The 16,800-nt window shown below is 72.8% G+C and carries 13 protein-coding genes; 12 read left to right on the top strand and 1 reads right to left on the bottom strand.

The genetic code is table 11. The annotated features are described in order from the left end of the window. Window positions 1-42 precede the first annotated feature (42 nt). From HYQ63_RS20890 to HYQ63_RS20880, 3 genes are all read left to right on the top strand, one after another. Window positions 43-501 carry an SRPBCC family protein gene (locus HYQ63_RS20890; protein WP_123099092.1) on the top strand — a complete coding sequence of 153 codons (459 nt, stop codon included), beginning with the start codon at window positions 43-45 and terminating at the stop codon, window positions 499-501. Between the two features lie 117 nt (window positions 502-618). Beyond that, on the top strand, window positions 619-1,413 hold the full coding sequence (locus tag HYQ63_RS20885; protein ID WP_179935327.1) for an IclR family transcriptional regulator: 795 nt from the start codon (window positions 619-621) through the stop codon (window positions 1,411-1,413). A 108-nt stretch (window positions 1,414-1,521) separates the two neighbouring features. Next, window positions 1,522-2,646, top strand: coding sequence for a PP2C family protein-serine/threonine phosphatase (locus HYQ63_RS20880; RefSeq protein WP_179935326.1), 1,125 nt, complete (start codon window positions 1,522-1,524; stop codon window positions 2,644-2,646). Between the two features lie 33 nt (window positions 2,647-2,679). Here HYQ63_RS20880 and nac read toward each other — a convergent pair whose 3' ends face one another. Then, complete coding sequence (gene nac / locus HYQ63_RS20875) at window positions 2,680-3,582, bottom strand: nitrogen assimilation transcriptional regulator NAC (RefSeq protein WP_179935325.1); 903 nt, start codon at window positions 3,580-3,582, stop codon at window positions 2,680-2,682. A 239-nt stretch (window positions 3,583-3,821) separates the two neighbouring features. On the opposite strand from nac, the gene HYQ63_RS20870 reads away from it, so the two are divergent. The 9 genes from HYQ63_RS20870 to HYQ63_RS20830 all read left to right on the top strand — a co-directional run bounded on the left by HYQ63_RS20870 (window position 3,822) and on the right by HYQ63_RS20830 (window position 16,794). Further along, on the top strand, window positions 3,822-4,622 hold the full coding sequence (locus HYQ63_RS20870) for a LamB/YcsF family protein (protein WP_179935324.1): 801 nt from the start codon (window positions 3,822-3,824) through the stop codon (window positions 4,620-4,622). Window position 4,623: 1 nt separating this feature from the next. Further along, window positions 4,624-5,361, top strand: coding sequence for an allophanate hydrolase subunit 1 (locus HYQ63_RS20865; protein ID WP_179935323.1), 738 nt, complete (start codon window positions 4,624-4,626; stop codon window positions 5,359-5,361). Further along, on the top strand, window positions 5,354-6,451 hold the full coding sequence (locus HYQ63_RS20860) for a biotin-dependent carboxyltransferase family protein (protein WP_179935322.1): 1,098 nt from the start codon (window positions 5,354-5,356) through the stop codon (window positions 6,449-6,451). Before HYQ63_RS20865 ends, HYQ63_RS20860 begins: the two co-directional genes overlap by 8 nt. A gap of 107 nt (window positions 6,452-6,558) precedes the next feature. Further along, complete coding sequence (locus tag HYQ63_RS20855) at window positions 6,559-7,878, top strand: MFS transporter (protein WP_179935321.1); 1,320 nt, start codon at window positions 6,559-6,561, stop codon at window positions 7,876-7,878. Between the two features lie 49 nt (window positions 7,879-7,927). Continuing rightward, window positions 7,928-8,671, top strand: coding sequence for an SDR family oxidoreductase (locus HYQ63_RS20850; RefSeq protein WP_179935320.1), 744 nt, complete (start codon window positions 7,928-7,930; stop codon window positions 8,669-8,671). 1 nt (window position 8,672) lies between these two features. Beyond that, window positions 8,673-9,902: an aspartate transaminase gene (locus tag HYQ63_RS20845; RefSeq protein WP_179935319.1), complete on the top strand. Its 1,230-nt coding sequence runs from the start codon at window positions 8,673-8,675 to the stop codon at window positions 9,900-9,902. A 25-nt stretch (window positions 9,903-9,927) separates the two neighbouring features. Next, the gene (locus HYQ63_RS20840) at window positions 9,928-10,599 is read left to right on the top strand and encodes a 4-carboxy-4-hydroxy-2-oxoadipate aldolase/oxaloacetate decarboxylase (protein WP_179935318.1); all 672 of its coding nucleotides are present in this window, start codon (window positions 9,928-9,930) and stop codon (window positions 10,597-10,599) included. A gap of 121 nt (window positions 10,600-10,720) precedes the next feature. Continuing rightward, entirely contained in the window at window positions 10,721-15,949 is a 5,229-nt protein-coding gene (locus tag HYQ63_RS20835) for a caspase family protein (protein ID WP_257231993.1), read from the top strand. Then, on the top strand, window positions 15,946-16,794 hold the full coding sequence (locus HYQ63_RS20830) for a hypothetical protein (RefSeq protein ID WP_179935316.1): 849 nt from the start codon (window positions 15,946-15,948) through the stop codon (window positions 16,792-16,794). Before HYQ63_RS20835 ends, HYQ63_RS20830 begins: the two co-directional genes overlap by 4 nt. The last annotated feature ends 6 nt before the right edge of the window (window positions 16,795-16,800 follow it).

The following is a 16,800-nucleotide window of genomic DNA, read 5'->3' as shown; positions in this document are numbered from 1 at the left end:
CACGGTTACCCGGTGCGGTGACAGCGTCGAAAGGAGTCACCGATGAGCACCGTGCGGGAGACCGTCGAGGTTGAGGTTCCGCTGCACACGGCCTACAACCAGTGGACGCAGTTCACCGAGTTCCCGCGGTTCATGGAAGGCGTGGACCAGGTGACCCAGGTGGACGACCGTCACAACCACTGGTCGACTTCCATCGCCGGTGTGCACCGCGAATTCGACACCGAGATCGTCGATCAGCTCCCCGACGAGCGCATCGCCTGGCGTACGACCTCGGGCGACGTGCAGCAGCAGGGCCTGGTGACCTTCCGGTCCCTGGATGCCACCCACACCGAGGTCAATCTGGCCATGGTCTTCGAGCCGACCGGAATGGCGGAGAAGGCCGCGGACATGACCGGGACGCTCGACCGCCGGATCAAGGGCGATCTGCACCGGTTCAAGGACTTCATCGAGCACCGGGGCCAGGAAGAGGGGGGCTGGCGGGGCCGCATCAGCCCCGGCTGACCGCCTTCGCTCCGGACCGAGGGCGTCGGCCGACTATCCGGGTCGGCCGACGCCCTCGCGCGTCCCGGCCGCAGATACGCCCTTGCCCGGCCGCCGTACCGGGCGCAAGCTGGTCATATGGGTACTCCAGGAGGCCCTACGCTCATCACTTCCGTGCAGCGAGCCTTCCGCCTGATGGAGGCCGTGGGCGCACATGAGGGCGGTGCGCCGGCGAAACAGCTGGCTCGGGAGGTGGGGTTGCCGCTCGCCACCACGTACCACCTGCTGCGGACCCTGGTCCACGACGGCTATGTGCACCGGCTGCCGGACGGCGGTTTCGTCGTCGGCGACAAGCTGCACACGCTCCAGGTCGGCAGCCGCGGGCAGGCGCTGCTCAACCGGGTGCGGCCGGCGCTGGCCGGGCTGCGGGACGAGCTGTCGGCGGCCGCGTATCTGACCTTCTACGAGGACGGCGAGATCCGGGTCGCGGAGATCGTCGACAGCCCCCGGGCGCCCCGGGTGGATCTGTGGGTGGGGTTCGAGGACGCCGGGCACGCCACCGCGCTCGGCAAGTGCGTGCTGCGGGAGCTGGGCGACGAGGCCCGCAGCGACTATCTGTCCCGGCATCCGCTCGCCGACCTCACGCCCCGCACCGTCACCCGCCCCGCCGAGCTGCTGCGGCGGCTGGACGCCTCGGCCGCCGACCAGCCGGTCACCGACCTGGAGGAGTACGCGCTGGGCACGGTCTGCTTCGCGGTGCCCGTGTACAGCGGGGACCGGCTCGGGTCGCTCGGGGTGTCGCTCCAGGCCGGCCGGGCGGGTCTGGCCGGTCAGGCCGGTCGGGCGGACCGGGCCGCGCGGCTGGAGGAGATACGCGAGCGGCTGTTGCCGACGGCCGACCGCGTGACCAGGAGCCTTTCGCTCACTATCTGAAATTCCGGCCCTTGTCGCTCGCCGCGAAGCGCTGGTTCTCTGGATGAAACGGACATCACGCCGTATTCGAGTGAACCCGGCGAGCGAGAGAGAGCAGTCGACCCGGACATGATCCAGGCCCGCACCCATCTGGACCAGCCCTATCCCCCCGCACCGTTCGCGGCCGGAGTGCCCGTACTCATCCTGGGCGCGGTCGCGGCCATCGCCTTCGTCACCGGAGACGGGACGAGCTGGCTGCCGCTGCTCGCCGTCGGCCCCGCGCTGGCCGCCGCCGCGTGCCGCCCGTGGGCGGTGCTGCGGATCGGGTTCCTCGCCGTCGCGCTGGGCGCGGCGCTCGGCGCCTGGCAGGCCGCGCCGGTCCACGGGCAGGCGGTCGTGCTGTCGACGCTCATCGCGGTGACCCTGGCGAGCTGCCTGGCCAGCGTGTTGCGCGGGCGCCGGGAACGGGTGCTGGCCGCGGTCCGCTCGGTCGCCGAGGCCGCGCAGAACGCGCTGCTCCGGCCGGTGCCCGCGAGGGTCGGCCAGTTCCAGGTCGCGGTCCGCTACAGCGCCGCCGCGGCGGAGGCCCGGGTGGGCGGCGACCTGTACGCGCTGGTGTCCACCCCGTACGGGGTCCGGCTGATCGTCGGCGATGTCCGCGGCAAGGGACTGCCCGCCGTGTCCACCGCCGCGCTGGTGCTCGGCGTGTTCCGGGAGGCCGCGTACGACGAACCGGATCTGCTGGACGTCGTCGGCCGCATCGAGCGCAGCCTCGCCCGCAACCTCGCCCCCGACGACTTCGTCACCGCCGTTGTCGCCGGATGCCCCGCCGACGGGCGCATGGAGATCGTCAACTGCGGCCACGCGCCGCCGCTGCTGATCGGCCCGGCCGGTGCGGTCGTGCCCGTCGAGCCGCTGCGCCCGGCGCCGCCGCTGGGTCTGGCCTCGCTGGGCGGGGAGGCGCCGAGCCTGGAGGTGGTGCCGTTCGCCGACGGCGACCAGATGCTGCTGTACACCGACGGGGTCATCGAGGCGCGCGACCACGGCCGGGCGTACTTCCCGCTGGCCGAGCGGGTGCCCGGGCACGTGTCCGACGAGCCGTCCCGGACCCTGGCCGGGCTGCACGACGAACTGCTGGCGCACGTGGGCGGGCGGCTGCACGACGACGCGGCGCTCCTGCTGCTGCGCAAGCCCGCCTCGGGCCGGGTGGCATCCTCGGCGGTCGACGCGGCCGCCGACACCACGGGCGTCTGAGACGCGGACCTCTGGCGGACGTCTGGCCGACCTTCAGCCGAAGTCGGCGATCAATTCATGGAAAAGATCGTGCACGGCATGGGCGGGCTCCGACAGCGGCTGATGGTCGGACGTACACAACGAGAGCTTGACCGGGATGGTCGGGTTCACGATCCGGCGCACCACCAGGTTCTGCACGTCGAGGATCGCGCGCGCCGCCGACCACGGCAGCACCGTCGCCCCCAGGTCCGCGCCGACCGCGCTGACCAGCGTCAGGACGGACTCGATCTCGCCGATCACCCGCGGCTGGAGTGACGCCTGCTGGAACGCGGCGTCCACGACCTGACGGATGGTGTGGATGCGGCTGGGCAGCAGCAGCTCCACGTCCGCCAGCTCCTCCAGCGGGACGTCCGCGCCCCCGCCCGGCTCCGTCGTCCTGCCCGGCGCCGCGATCAGGAACAGGTCCTCGGTGCGCAGCGGTTCGAACTGCACGCCCCGCAGCGGCCCCGCCCCGTAGATGAACGCCATGTCCATCCGGCCGGTCATGATCGCCTCGCTGATCACCCCGCCGAAGTTCTCGTTGATGTGCAGCACGATGTCGGGGTAGCGCTCGCGCACGCTGGTGAGCAGTGGCAGCGCGAGCGCCGCGCCCATGCTGTACGGGGCCAGGCCCACCGAGACGCTGCCCGCGGGCGCCCGCCCGGACACGTCGACGGCGGCCTGCGCCAGCTCGACCTGACGCAGGATGAGCTGGGCGTGCCGGTACAGCGCCCGGCCCGCCTCGGTCGGTGCCACTCCGCGCTTGCTGCGGATCAGCAGCTGCTGTTTGAAGTGGGACTCCAGCATGGAGAGCTGCTGGCTGAGGGCGGGCTGCGCGATGTGCAGGATGTCGGCCGCGCGCGTGATGCTCCCGGCGTCGACGATCTTCACGAACGAGTACAGACGCCTGGTGTCCATGGGCGGTCCTCCGGGCTGGGCGGGCCCTCATGGTAGGCGCCGCACCGGACGCCGCAGACGGCGAGTGTGGTCCAGGTCATAACCAGAGGTGATTACGTCACACCCAACGCATATTTGCCGCCTTCTCTCGTGCGGATTACGTTCACCGGAACGCGAATTTCTCCCCTCGCGAAGATCCCTCTCGCGACCCTCTGCTCGCGAAAAGCGACACGCCGCTTTCTTCTATTCCGGAGGACGTCATGACGCATGCCGTCGATCTCGTGGCCGACCTCGGCGAGGGATTCGGCGCCTACACCATGGGCGACGACGAGGCGCTGCTGGACGTGCTGACCTCGGCCAATATCGCGTGCGGATTCCATGCGGGCGATCCGAGAATCATGGACGCGACGGTTCGCCGCTGCGCCGAAATCGGTGTCGCCGTCGGCGCGCATCACAGCTTTCCCGATCTCGTCGGATTCGGCCGCCGCGCGATCGATCTGACCCCGGACGAGGTCCGCACGGACACGCTGTACCAGATGGGCGCGCTGCACGCCTTCGCGACCGCGCACGGCACCGGGCTACGGCACATCGCGCCGCACGGGCGGCTCGGCAATCTGGTCGCGACCCGCCCCGACTACGCGGAGGCGGTGGCCGGGGCCGTGGCGTCCTTCGACCGGTCCCTGATCGTCCTCGCCCAGGACGGCGAACTCGCCGACGCCGCCCGCGCCCTGGGCCTGCGGGTCGGCATCGTCGGCATCGCCGACCGGGCGTACCGCGACGACGGCACGCTGGTGCCCCGGAGCGAGCCCGGGGCGGTGCTCCACGACGCGGGGGAGATCGCCGAACGGACGGTCCGGATGGTCACCGAGGGCGTGATCCGCACCGTCGGCGGCCGTGACCTCCCGGTCGCGTGCGACACCGTCCTGCTGCACGGCGACACCCCCGGCGCCATCGCGCTCGCCCGCCGGATCCGCGGCGAACTGCTCACCGCGGGAGTGCGGATCGCTCCGCTCACCGAGGTCCTGGACCTCAAGGCCGACGCCACCGTCGGGAGCGCCTGACATGGCGGGCGAGGTCACCATCGCGGACCCGGGCGAGGTCACCATCGCGGACTGCGGCGACTCGGCCGTCGTGGTCAAGGCCGTGGGGCTGCCGCCGGACCGGGCCTGGCGGACCGTCCACGCCCTGGCCGACGCGGTCGAGGCCGCCCGGCCCGGCGGGGTGTACGGCATCGTGCCCACGTACGACACGCTGCTCGTCGAGTTCGACTGCGCCACCACCGACCACCTCACGCTCCGGCGCCTGCTGCGGTACGAGAGCGGCCGCCTCGCCGAGGGCCCGCGCCCCGGTCCCGCGCCCCGGCGCTTCGTCGTACCGGTGGTGTACGGCGGCGAGCACGGCCCCGACCTGCCCGTCGTCGCCGAGCAGCTGGGGCTCACCGAGGCCGAGGTGGTGGAGCTGCACTCGCGCGCTCCCCTCACCGTCCGCTGCTTCGGCGCCCCGGCCGCGGCCCCGATGATGGACGGCCCGGCGTTCCCGCGCCCGGTGCCGCGGCTCGCCTCGCCGCGTACCAGCGTCGTCCCCGGGTCGGTCGCGGTGGCCGGACGGCAGGCCGTCATCTCCCCGATGCCGTCCCCCGGCGGCTGGCCGCTGCTGGGCCGCACCCCGCTGCGGGTGCTCGACCTCGACGCCCGGCCGCTGACCCCGTACCGGCCCGGCGACACCTTCCAGTTCGTACCGATCGCCCCCGAGCAGTGGGACGAGCACGCGGGCACACCCCTGGCGGCGTGTCATGACTGACGCCCGCACCGTGACCGACGCCCGCACCGTGACCGACGCCCGCACCGTGACCGACGCCCGCACCGTGACCGACGCCCGCACCGCGACCGACACCCTCACCGTGCACCGGGCGGGCCTGGCGGCCGTGCAGGACCTCGGCCGGTTCGGCCACTCCCGCTACGGACTGCCGGTCAACGGCGCGCTCGACCAGCACTCCGCCCGCGTCGCCAACGTGCTGGCCGGAAACGACGAGGGCGCGCCGCTGGTGGAGATCACCGCCCTGGACTTCGGCTGCACCCCGTCCACCGACATCCTCATCGCGGTCACCGGCGCCCCCGCCGACGTCACCGTGGGCGGTGTGCCGCGGCCGATGTGGGAGCCGCTGCCGGTACGGGCCGGGGAGACCATCGCCGTCAGCGGCATCCGGCTGGGGCTGCGCGTCTATCTCGCCGTCCTCGGCTCGGTGGACACCCCGTCCCTGCTCGGCAGCTGCGCCCCCGACACGATCCTCGGCTTCGGACGGTCGCTGCGCGACGGCGACGAGCTGGCGCTGCGCACCTCCTGCCCGCCGGTCGCCCATCCGGTGTTCGGCATCCCGCTGTTCCGGGTGCACGCCCCGGTGGCGCACTGCGCCGAGTCCTGGACGGTCGACGTGACCGACGGCCCCGACCTCGCCGAGTTCGGCGACACCGCCGAGCGGCTGTTCCGGTCGCCGTTCACCGTGACCCCGCGCAGCAACCACATCGGGCTGCGGATGAGCGGCGACGTACCGCGGCGGGTGGCGACCGGCGAGGTGCTGTCCCGCGGTGTGCCGGTCGGCGCGGTCGAGGTGCCCGCGGGCGACGAACTGCTCGTCCTGCACCGCGGCCGCGGCGTCACCGCCGGATACCCGGTCCTCGCCGTGGTCACCGCGACCGGTCTGTCCGCGCTCGGGCAGGCCCGGCCCGGTCAGTCGGTCCGCTTCCGGCACCGGACCGTGGAGGAGGCGGTGGCCGACTACCGGTCCCAGCGCCATGCCGTCCGCGCCCTGGCCACCCGCGTCCGCACCGTCTTCGACGAGCTGCGCATCCCCGTCCCCTCGGCCACCCCCTCCGTCCCCTCCCCTGTGTGACGTCCCGTCCCTCCGTGTGACGTCCGTCCCCCGTGTGACGTCCCGTCCCCTTCCCCTGTGAGTGATCCGCCCCCACCTGCCTGACCCCGCTCCAGAAAAGAGACATCATGACCGCCGTCGCCGCCGCCCAACCAACCCCCAACGTCGTCGATCCCAGAACCGCGCGGAAGGTGACCCTCGCCGGATGCGTCGGCATCTTCGCCGAGCTTTACGACAACGGCATCTTCGGTTTCATGGCGGGCACCCTCGGTGTCGTCTTCTTCCCCGACGCGAGCAACGCGGTGCAGGTGCAGCTCGTCTTCCTCGGCTACGCCGTCTCGTTCTTCTTCCGTCCCCTCGGCGGCATCATCTGCGGACACCTCGGCGACCGCATCGGACGCCAGCGGATGCTCGTCTTCGTCATCCTGCTGATCAGCGTCGCGACCGCGGCGATCGGCATGCTGCCGACGTACGCGAGTATCGGCATCGCGGCCCCCGTCCTCCTCATCCTGCTCCGCGTGCTCCAGGGCTTCTCGGTCGGCGGTGAGGCGTCGGGCGCGATGAGCTTCCTCGCCGAGCACGCCCCCGAGGGCAAGCGCGGCCTCTACACCAGCTACGCCCAGATCGCCTCGTTCCTCTCGCTGCTCACCGGCACGCTGGTCGCCGCGGGCATGAACAGTGGCCTCGGGTCGGACGCGATGGAGTCGTGGGGCTGGCGCATTCCGTTCCTGCTCGCCGTCCCGCTGGGCGTCGCGGGCCTCTACATCCGCAAGCGCATCAGCGACACCCCGAACTTCAACCGGCTGAAGGAATCGGGCGGGCTGTCGAAGAACCCGCTCAAGGAGGCGTTCACCTCCTCCGAGCACCGTCGCGCGATGCTGCTCGCCCTGTTCATCCCGCTGATGAACGGCTCCGGCTACTACGTGCTGTTCGGCTACATGCCCACGTTCATGAGCACCGAGCTGCACTTCAGCAAGGTGCAGGGGCTGCTCGTCACCTCGGCCAGCCTGGTGGCCATCTCCCTCGCCATTCCGTTCATGGGCAGGCTGTCCGACCGGATCGGGCGGAAGAAGGTCCTCTCCGGCGCCGCGATCGCCATGGCCGCCCTGGGCATTCCCTGTTACCTGCTCATCGGCACCGGCAACGTGGCGCTGGCCATTCTCGGCGCAAGCGTCATGGCCGTCGTCTTCGCGGGCCACACCGGCGTCATCCACATCCTGCTGGTCGAACTCTTCCCGACCCGGGTCCGCTATTCCGCCTACGGGCTGGGATACAACATCTCCTCGGCGCTCTTCGGCGGTACCGCACCACTGCTGATGACCTATCTCATCGCCCAGACCGGAAACGTCAACATGCCCGCCTTCTACGCGGTCGTCACCGCCCTCGGCACGCTCATCGCCGTATCCCGGGTGACGGACAAGGCGCATCTGCCGCTGCGCGACGCGTAATTCCCCCCGCCTCCCCAACTCCCTTTTCCGACAGAGGAGCGAAGCCCCGATGCCCTTTTCCGACTACAAGACCGCACTGGTGACCGGTGCCTCCACCGGAATCGGCGCGGTGGTCGTCGAGCGGCTGGCCAAGCAGGGCCTGGAGGTTCACGCCGTCGCCCGCAACGCCGACCGGCTGGACGACCTCGCCCGGCGCACCGGCTGCACACCGCACGCCGTCGACATCACCGACACCGCCGCGCTCACCGCGGAACTGCGGGACCTCCAGGTCGACGTCCTCGTCAACAACGCCGGGGTGTCCCGCACCGGAAACATCCTCACCGCCGACGAGTTCGCGGTCGACGAGCAGATCGCCGTCAACATCCAGGCGGTGCTGCACCTGGTGCGGCTGGTCATGCCGGGAATGGTGGAACGCGACCTCGGCCACATCGTCAACGTCAGCTCCATCGCCGGCGTCTACAACTTCGGCGGAAACACCATCTACCACGCCACCAAATCGGCCGTGCACACCCTCTCCCGCCAGCTGCGGGTGGACGGATACGGGCGCAGGATCCGGGTCACCGAAATCTGCCCCGGGCGGGTCGAGACGGAAATCTTCGGGCGACTGCTCGGCGACATGGAAGAGGCGCAGCGCCAGTTCTACGACGGCTACGAATCGCTCAAGCCGGAGGACATCGCCGACGCCATCGAATTCGCCATCTCCTCGCCGCGCCACGTCAACATCGGTCATGTGGAGATCCTGCCCACCTTCCAGGTCCCGGGCGGGCTCAACTTCGAGCGGAGGGCCGACTGAAATGAGCACCGCACAGCGCGGGACCGCACAGCGCGGCACCGCACAGCGCGTCGGCCGCATCAAACCCTCGCCCAGCACCGCGGCCGCCCAGCGGGTCCGCGAACTGAAGGCCCAGGGCCGGAACATCCTCGACCTCACCGTGGGCGAACCCGACTTCGACACCCCCGGCCATGTGAAGGACGCCGCCATCGAGGCGATCCGGCAGGGCGCCACCAAATACACCCCGGTCAACGGCACCCCGCAGCTGCGGGCCGCCATCGCCGACCGGCTCCGGCGGCGCCACGGACTGGACTTCCCCGACGGCCGGATCGCGGTGGGCGGCGGCGGGAAGCAGATCATCTTCCTCGCCCTGATGGCCACCCTGGACGCGGGCGACGAGGTCGTCATCCCGGCCCCGTACTGGGTCTCGTACCCGGACATGGTGCTGGCCAACGACGGCACCCCGGTGGTCGTCCCCTGCCCGGAGGCCGACGGCTTCAAGCTGACCCCCGACCGGCTGGCCTCCGCCCTCACCGACCGCACCCGCTGGGTCGTCCTCAACTCCCCGGGCAACCCCACCGGCGCCGTCTACACGGCCGACGAACTGCGCGCCCTCGCCCGGGTGCTGCTCGACCACCAGCACGTCCACGTGCTCACCGACGAGATCTACGACGAGATCTTCTTCGGGACGGGCCAGGTCCACAGCCTCGCCGCCGTCGAACCACGCCTGGCCGACCGGGTCTTCTCCACCAACGGCGTCTCCAAGACGTACGCGATGACCGGCTGGCGCATCGGCTACGGCGCGGGCAACGCCGAGCTGATCCGGGCCATCAACACCCTCCAGTCCCAGATCTCCTCCTGCCCCTCCTCCATCAGCCAGGCCGCCGCCACCGCCGCGCTCAGCGGCGACCAGGGGTTCGTCCGCGACAGCGTCGCCGTCTACCGCAGCCGCCGCGACACCGTCGTCAAGCTGATCAACGACATCCCCGGGCTGTCCTGCACCCCGCCGGACGGCGGCTTCTACGCCTTCGTCAACTGCACCGGCGTCCTCGGCACCCGCACCCCCTCCGGCCAGGAGGTCCGCACCGACGAGGACGTCGCCGCCCATCTGCTGGAGTCACAGTCGGTCGCGGTGATCCACGGCGCCGCGTACGGCTCCCCGGGCTACTTCCGCATCTCCTTCGCCACCTCCAACGACGTCCTCACCGCGGCCTGCGAGGCCATCGCCCGCGCCCGCGCCGACCTCTCCTGACCTCTCCCGAAGGAGCCACCGCCGCATGATCCGCGTCAACACCGCCTTCGACCGGCCCGATCCGGACCTGGTGAAGCAGCTGAGCGGCTACTCCGCCGCCACCATCCACGAAGCCCAGGGCCGCCTCGGCGCCCTCGACTCGACCATCAAGCCGGTCGACCCCGCGATGTCCCTGTGCGGCCCCGCCTTCCCCGTGGTCTGCGCGCCCCGCGACAACATCATGCTCCAGGTCGCCATCGCCCACGCCCGCCCCGGCGACGTCATCACGGTCTCCGCGGGCGAGTACGCCGAGGCGGGCTCCTTCGGCGACGTCCTGGCCAACGCCTGCGTCGCCAAGGGCCTCGGCGGCCTGGTCACCGACACCGGCGTCCGCGACACCCGCGAACTGCGCGAACTCGGCTTCCCCGTCTTCTCCTACAGCGTCTGCATGAAGGGCACGGTCAAGGAAACCGTCGGCCCCATGGCCGAACCCGTCCTGATCGGCGGCGAGATCATCCGCCCCGGCGACGTGGTCCGCGCCGACGCCGACGGCGTCGTGGTGGTCCGCCACGAGGACCTGGCGGACGTCATCGCCAAGTGCCAGGAGCGCGTCGAGGCCGAGGACGCCTTCATCGCCGCCTACCGCTCCGGCAAGAGCGTGATCGAGGTCTGCGGCCTCGAACCGGTCCTGAAGGCCAAGGGGCTGGTCATCGACTAGCCACCCCCTGGCCCATGCGCCGCCCCTCACCGCCCCGTTGCGCTTCCCGACACGGGTTGCGATCATCCGGTTACGGTTCTCGCGGCGCACGGCGGGACGCACGGCAGTGGGGGAAGCGGCGGTGGGGCTCCAGGTGGGGCGGCGATTCTTCATAGCGCTGGGCAGCGGGCGGTACTGCCATCTGCCGGAGGAGGAGCAGCTGCCCCAAGTGCCCGGGGACGTCGCCGCGATGACCGGGCTCTTCGAGGGGTTCGGCTACCAGGCCGTCCTGCCGGGGCTCGGCGATTACGACGGCGCCGAGCAGATCCGGCAGAAGCTGCGCCACTGGTCGGCCGACACCCGGCTCACCCCGGACGATGTGGTGGTCGTGTACTTCGCCGGGCACGGCCTCGTCCACGACCGGGACCGGCACTACCTGCTGTGCTGGGACTCGCAGGACGACGACCCGGCCACCACCGCCCTGGCCACCGAGGACCTGGTGCGCATCCTGTGCCGGGGCGAGCTGCGCCATCTGCTGGTCGTGCTGGACACCTGCGGTGGCGGCGCGGGGAGCGCGGACGCCGCCGGGCTGGCGCTCCAGTCGATCGCGTACCGGCACGGTGGCGGAGCGACCTCGACCGGGCTGTGGTTCCTGGCGTCGGCCCGCCGCAAGGACGTCGCCGAGGACGGTGCGTTCGTGGCGGCGCTCGGGTCGTCCGTGGAGATCACCACGGAGCGCACTGGGCAGCGGCAGCAGTACCTGGACCTCACCGAGCTGGTGAAGGCGGTCAACGAGTGCTTCGACGCCGCCGGCCGCGGCCAGCGCGCCGAGCTGGCCAGCGGTCTGGTCACGGGCCTGGCGCCGTTCCTGCCCAACGCCGGTTACCGCGAGGAGCTGCCGCCCCTCGGCACCGACCTCGAAGTGCAGCGCCGGGTCGCCGAGCGCGACCTCACCGAGCACTTCGGCCCCCGCGCCCGCGGCGTGGAGTTCGAGTCCGAGCAGGGCCTGTACTTCAGCGGCCGGGAGCGGGTGCTGACCGAACTCGTCGCCTGGCTGACCGCCGAGCACGGCGATGGCAAGGGCCGGGTCGTCACCGGAAGCCCCGGCTGCGGCAAGTCGGCGGTCCTCGGCCGGATCGTGGCGCCCTCGGACCCCGCGTACCGCGCGAAGTTCGACCCGGAGGGCGTCGACCCGGCGACGCTGGTGCCCGAGGGCTGCGTCACGGCCGCGGTGCACGCGCGCCACAAGCGGCTGGAGGAGGTCGTCGAGCGCATCGCGACCGCGCTCGGCACCCGGGCCGACGGCACGGCCGCGCTGCTCCAGGAGCTGACCCGGCGCGGCCGCCAGGGCCCGCCGGTCGTGGTCGTCGTGGACGCGGTGGACGAGGCGGGGTCCGACACCGCCGCCGACGCGGGCGGCCACGGCGAGCCGCGCCGCATCACCCGCGAACTGCTGCGTCCCATGTCCGAGATCCAGGGCGTACGGCTCCTGGTGGGCACCCGCCACGAGCTGGTGCAGCCGCTCGGCTCCACCTTCACCTGCCTCGACCTGGACCGTCCCGGCTACCGGGCGGAGGAGGCGGACGTCGCCGGGTACGTCGCCAAGGTGCTCCTCGCCGTGGAGGAGCCGGAGGTCCGTACGCCCTACCGGGACCGGCCCGCCCTCGCGGCGACCGTCGCCCGGGGCGTCGCGCGGAAGGCCGCGGGCGTCTACCTCTACGCCCGCACCACCGCCCGCACCCTGCGCTCCGACCGCGCCGCGGTCGACGTGGACCACCCCGGCTGGGCGGACCGGCTGCCCAGCGAGGTCGGCGAGGCGTTCGACGACTATCTGGCCCGGTTCGGCCCGGACGAGCCGCGGGTGCGCCGGATGCTGCTACCGCTGGCCTTCTCCGAGGGCAAGGGGCTGCCGCGCGGCCAGGTGTGGACGACGCTCAGCTCGCTGCTGTCCGGCACCGACTGCACCGAGGAGGACGTCTCCTGGCTGCTGGACGTCGCCGAGGCGTACGTCGCGGAGGTCATCGACGACGACCGCCGCTCGGTGTACCGGCTCTACCACAAGGCGCTGGCCGAGCATCTGCGCGCGACCGCCGACCGGCCGTCCACCGAGATCCAGAAGTCCGTGGTCGAGGCGCTGGTGTCGGTCGTCCCGGCGCCGGACGGGCGGCCCGACTGGTTCGCGGCACCCCCCTACGTACGCCAGCACCTGGCCACCCACGCCGGGGCGGCGGGCCTGCTCACCGAGCTGATCAGGGACCCCGGTTTCCTGCTGGCCGGGGAACCGCTCGGGCTGCTGCGGGCGTTCGCCACGATCGACGGCGACGGGCCGCGGCGGGTTCGTACCGCGTACGAGCAGGTCGCGCACCGGCTCACCCCCGACCGCCCGCTCGGCGGCCGGGCGGCCGACCTCCAGCTGTCCGCCCGCCGCTGCCAGGCGGACGACCTCGCCGACGCCATCGGACGCCTCGGCGTCGCCCTGCCGTGGACGGCCCGCTGGGCGTGGTGGTCGGCCACGGGTGCGCACCGGCTGCTGAGCGGCCACACCAAGGCGGTCGTCTGCGTCGCCACCGGGGACCTCGACGGCCGGCCCATAGCGGTCACTGGCGGCGTGGACGGCACGGCCCGCATCTGGGACCTCACCAACCAGCGGCAGATCGGCGAACCGCTGCCGCTGCCGGTGCCCGTCAGCGCGGTCGCCATCGGCGACCTGGGGGACTACACGGTCGCGCTCACCGGCGGCGTCGACGGCACGGTCCGGGTCTGGGACCTCTCGGCGGGCCAGGAGTACGGGGCGCCGCTGACCGGGCACACCAACCGCATCCAGGCCATGGAGATCGGCGCCATCGACGGCCGTCCCGTCGTGCTGACGGCCAGCCAGGACGGTACGGCGCGGATCTGGGACCTGGCCGCCCGCCGCCCGCTCGGCCGCGACCTGGCCGTGCACCAGCGCACCGTGCTCGACGCGGCGCTCGGCGAACTCGACGGCAGACCGGTCGCGGTGACCGGCGGTGAGGACAAGACCGTGCAGGTCTGGGACCTGAGCGAGGTGCTGCACGACGGCGATGCCCGGATCGACGGCAGCCCCCTCATCGGCCCGGCCGAGGCGGTCACCGCCGTGTCCCTGGGGCGGCTGGACGACCGCACGGTGGCGCTGGTCGGCGACAAGTCCGGCATGCTCAGCCTGTGGGACCTGGCCGAACGCCGCCAGCTCGGCGAACCGGTCGCCGCCCACCGCTACTTCCAGCGCAGCGGCGTCGCCTCGGCCGTCATCGGCTCGTTCGGCGGCCGCCCCGTGGCGCTGACCGCGGGGGTGTGGGAAACCCGGCTGTGGGACCTGCGCACCCTGCGCCAGGTCGGCCACTCGCTGCGCGGCCACGTCGCGGACATCACCGCGGCCGCCCTCATCGGCGGCGGCACGCCGCTGGCCGTCACGGTCAGCAACGACCGCACCGCCCGCATCTGGGACCTGTCGGCCGATCAGCCCGCCGAGGGCCACACCGGCCAGGTGTCCGCGGTGGCCTTCCGCGACGTACGGGGCCGTCCGCTCGCCGTCACCGGCGGCCAGGACGGCACGGCACGGCTGTGGGACCTGCGCACCCGCGTCCAGGTGGGGCGGTCCATGGAGGGCCACCGGGGCGAGGTGCGCGCCGTCGCCCTGGACCGGATCGACGGCCGCCCGGTCGCGGTCACCGGCGGCTCCGACACCACGGTCCGGCTGTGGGACCCGTTGCGCGGCGAACCCCTGGGCGCGCCGCTGACCGGCCACACCAACGTGGTGCGCTGCGTGGCCACCGGCGCCCTGGCCGGGCAGCCGGTCGTGGTCAGCGGCGGCGAGGACGGCACCGTACGGGTCTGGTACGCGGCCTCCGGCGAGCCCGCGATGCCGCCGCTGGCCGGACACATCGGCGGAATCCGCCACCTGGCGGTCCGGGGGACCGCCCGCGGCCTGGAGATCGCCATCGCCACCTCACACGACCACGCCTACGTGTGGCGGGTGGACGGCGCCGGTGCCGGGCCCGGACCGGCCGCGTACTTCAACGTCGAGGATCTGACGCCGTCGTCGCGGGCCGTGGGCGTGGCGTTCCACGGGGACCGCCCGGTGGTGCTGTCCTCGCACGAGGGCAACGGGCTGTACGTGCACGACATCACCACCCGTACCGCGGTCGGCCGCCCGCTGCTCGGACACACCGGCTTCGTCGTATCGGGCACCCTGGCCCGGACCGGTGCCAGAACCCTGGTGGCGACCATGGGCTTCGACGACACCGCGCGGGTCTGGGACCTGGGCACGGGCGCGGCCCTGGGCGCCCCGCTGAACGGGATGACCAGGATAGGCGGGGACGATCCCCCGGCCCCGGCCCTCGGGGTGGTGGACGGCACCCCGGTGGCGGTCACCGCCTTCCCCCGTCAGGTACGCGTCTGGGATCTGGCCGCCGCACGCCCGGTCGGGGAGCCGCTGTGCGGCGTCAACCACAGCCTGATCTCGGCGAACGTCGTCGAGATGACGGACGGCAGGGCGGTCGTGGTCACCGGCGGGCTGGACGGCACGGTGCGCACCCACGACCCGCGCGACGGACGCCAGGTCGCCGCCCACATCGTGTCGACCGGGGTGCACACGTCCTGCGCGACCGCCGCCCGGGTGGGCGGCGTGTCCGTCGTGGTGCGCGGGGACTGGCAGAGCGGGGACGTCTGGAGCCTGGAGCCCCGGAGGCGACTCGCCGTACGGCCCGGCGCCGCCGTGCACACGGCCCTGTACGCCCTGGACGGCAGGGCCCTGGCGGTGTCGGCCGCCGACGACCACACCTTGCACGCCTGGGACCTGCGCACCCGGACGCCCGTGTGCCCGCCGATGGCCGGGCACACGGCGAACGTGCAGGGCCTGCGGGTGGGCCGCGCGGGCGGCGCGGACCTCCTCGCCAGCGCCTCGCTCGACGGCACGGTCCGGCTGTGGGACCCGCGCACCGGCGAACCCCGCCGGGAACCGCTCACCGGCCACTCCATGGGGGCGTACTGCGCGGACTTCCTCGACCTGGGCCGGGACGTCCTGGCCGTGGGCGCGGGCGACGGACGGCTGCGCTTCTGGGACCTGACGGACCACCATGACCTCGGCATCGACCTGGAGCCCTTCCCCTCCGGCGTCACGGCGATCGAGGCCGCCGACATCGACGGCGCGCCGATCCTGGTCGCCGCCGACGGCTTCGGCCTGGTCCGTGTCTGGGACCTGCGGTCCGCCTCCTGGACGGCCGAGATCGACATCGGCAGCAGCATCCGGGACGTGGCCGTCGGCGGCGGGCAACTGTGCGTCGCCACCCACATGGGCGCCGTCGTCCTCGGCCTCACCACCCCCACCGGCGAGGAGAACGCCACCCCATGACCCGCGTCGTACTCGTCCACGGCATCGCCCAGCAGGTGAAGGGCGCCGAGACCCTCCTCGCCGACTGGTACCCCGCCCTGTGCGACGGCCTCGCCCTCGCCTCCGGCCCCCGCCCCGATCCGCATGAGGTCGCCATGGCCTTCTACGGCGACCTTTTCCGCCCCGCGGGCCACCGCGGCCTCGGCGTCCCCGACCTCGACGCGTCCGACGTCGAGGAGGGCCTGGAAACCGACCTCCTGCTCGGCTGGTGGCACGCCGCCGCCCAGCAGGACCCCCAGGTCACCGGCCCCGAGGCGACCACCCGCCTGCGTACCCCGTACGCCGTGCAGCGCGCCCTGAACGCCCTTGGCCACTCGGCCTTCTTCGCCGGGCTCACCGAACGCCTCATGATCGCCAGCGCCCGTCAGGTCCGCCGCTACTTCACCGAACCCGACCTCCGCGCCCGCGTGCAGGACCGCCTCGCCCGCACCGTGACCGCCGACACCGAGGTCATCGTCGCCCACTCCCTGGGCACCGTCGTCGCCTACGAAACCCTCTGTGCCCACCCCGAGTGGCCCGACCTGCACCTCATCACCCTCGGCTCCCCGCTCGCCATCCCCCGCCTGGTCCTCGACCGCCTCCTGCCCCCACCCGCCCCGCACCCCCGCTGGCCCGCCCCCGTCACCCGCTGGACCAACATCGCCGACCGCGCCGACGCCGTGGCCCTCACCAAGACCCTCGCCCCGGCCTTCGGCCCCCGCATCACCGACCTCCTCGTCCACAACGGCCCCCGGGCCCACGACGTCCGCCCGTACCTGACGGCCCGCGAAACCGGAATGGCCGTCGCCGAGGCGCTGGCCGTGTAGCGTCCG

The sequence above is a fragment of the Streptomyces sp. Rer75 genome, from assembly GCF_013414305.1.
GTDB classification, from domain to species: domain Bacteria; phylum Actinomycetota; class Actinomycetes; order Streptomycetales; family Streptomycetaceae; genus Streptomyces; species Streptomyces himastatinicus.
Note: the sequence above shows the minus strand (reverse complement) of the source record. Positions and strands in the feature narration are given on the sequence as shown.

What these genes read in the sequence shown, in the direction of transcription:
- HYQ63_RS20890 (WP_123099092.1), top strand. Translation starts at nt 43, where the DNA reads ATGAGCACCGTGCGGGAGACCGTCGAGGTTGAGGTTCCGCTGCACACG.
- HYQ63_RS20885 (WP_179935327.1), top strand. Translation starts at nt 619, where the DNA reads ATGGGTACTCCAGGAGGCCCTACGCTCATCACTTCCGTGCAGCGAGCC.
- HYQ63_RS20880 (WP_179935326.1), top strand. Translation starts at nt 1,522, where the DNA reads ATGATCCAGGCCCGCACCCATCTGGACCAGCCCTATCCCCCCGCACCG.
- nac (WP_179935325.1), bottom strand. Translation starts at nt 3,582, where the DNA reads ATGGACACCAGGCGTCTGTACTCGTTCGTGAAGATCGTCGACGCCGGG.
- HYQ63_RS20870 (WP_179935324.1), top strand. Translation starts at nt 3,822, where the DNA reads ATGACGCATGCCGTCGATCTCGTGGCCGACCTCGGCGAGGGATTCGGC.
- HYQ63_RS20865 (WP_179935323.1), top strand. Translation starts at nt 4,624, where the DNA reads ATGGCGGGCGAGGTCACCATCGCGGACCCGGGCGAGGTCACCATCGCG.
- HYQ63_RS20860 (WP_179935322.1), top strand. Translation starts at nt 5,354, where the DNA reads ATGACTGACGCCCGCACCGTGACCGACGCCCGCACCGTGACCGACGCC.
- HYQ63_RS20855 (WP_179935321.1), top strand. Translation starts at nt 6,559, where the DNA reads ATGACCGCCGTCGCCGCCGCCCAACCAACCCCCAACGTCGTCGATCCC.
- HYQ63_RS20850 (WP_179935320.1), top strand. Translation starts at nt 7,928, where the DNA reads ATGCCCTTTTCCGACTACAAGACCGCACTGGTGACCGGTGCCTCCACC.
- HYQ63_RS20845 (WP_179935319.1), top strand. Translation starts at nt 8,673, where the DNA reads ATGAGCACCGCACAGCGCGGGACCGCACAGCGCGGCACCGCACAGCGC.
- HYQ63_RS20840 (WP_179935318.1), top strand. Translation starts at nt 9,928, where the DNA reads ATGATCCGCGTCAACACCGCCTTCGACCGGCCCGATCCGGACCTGGTG.
- HYQ63_RS20830 (WP_179935316.1), top strand. Translation starts at nt 15,946, where the DNA reads ATGACCCGCGTCGTACTCGTCCACGGCATCGCCCAGCAGGTGAAGGGC.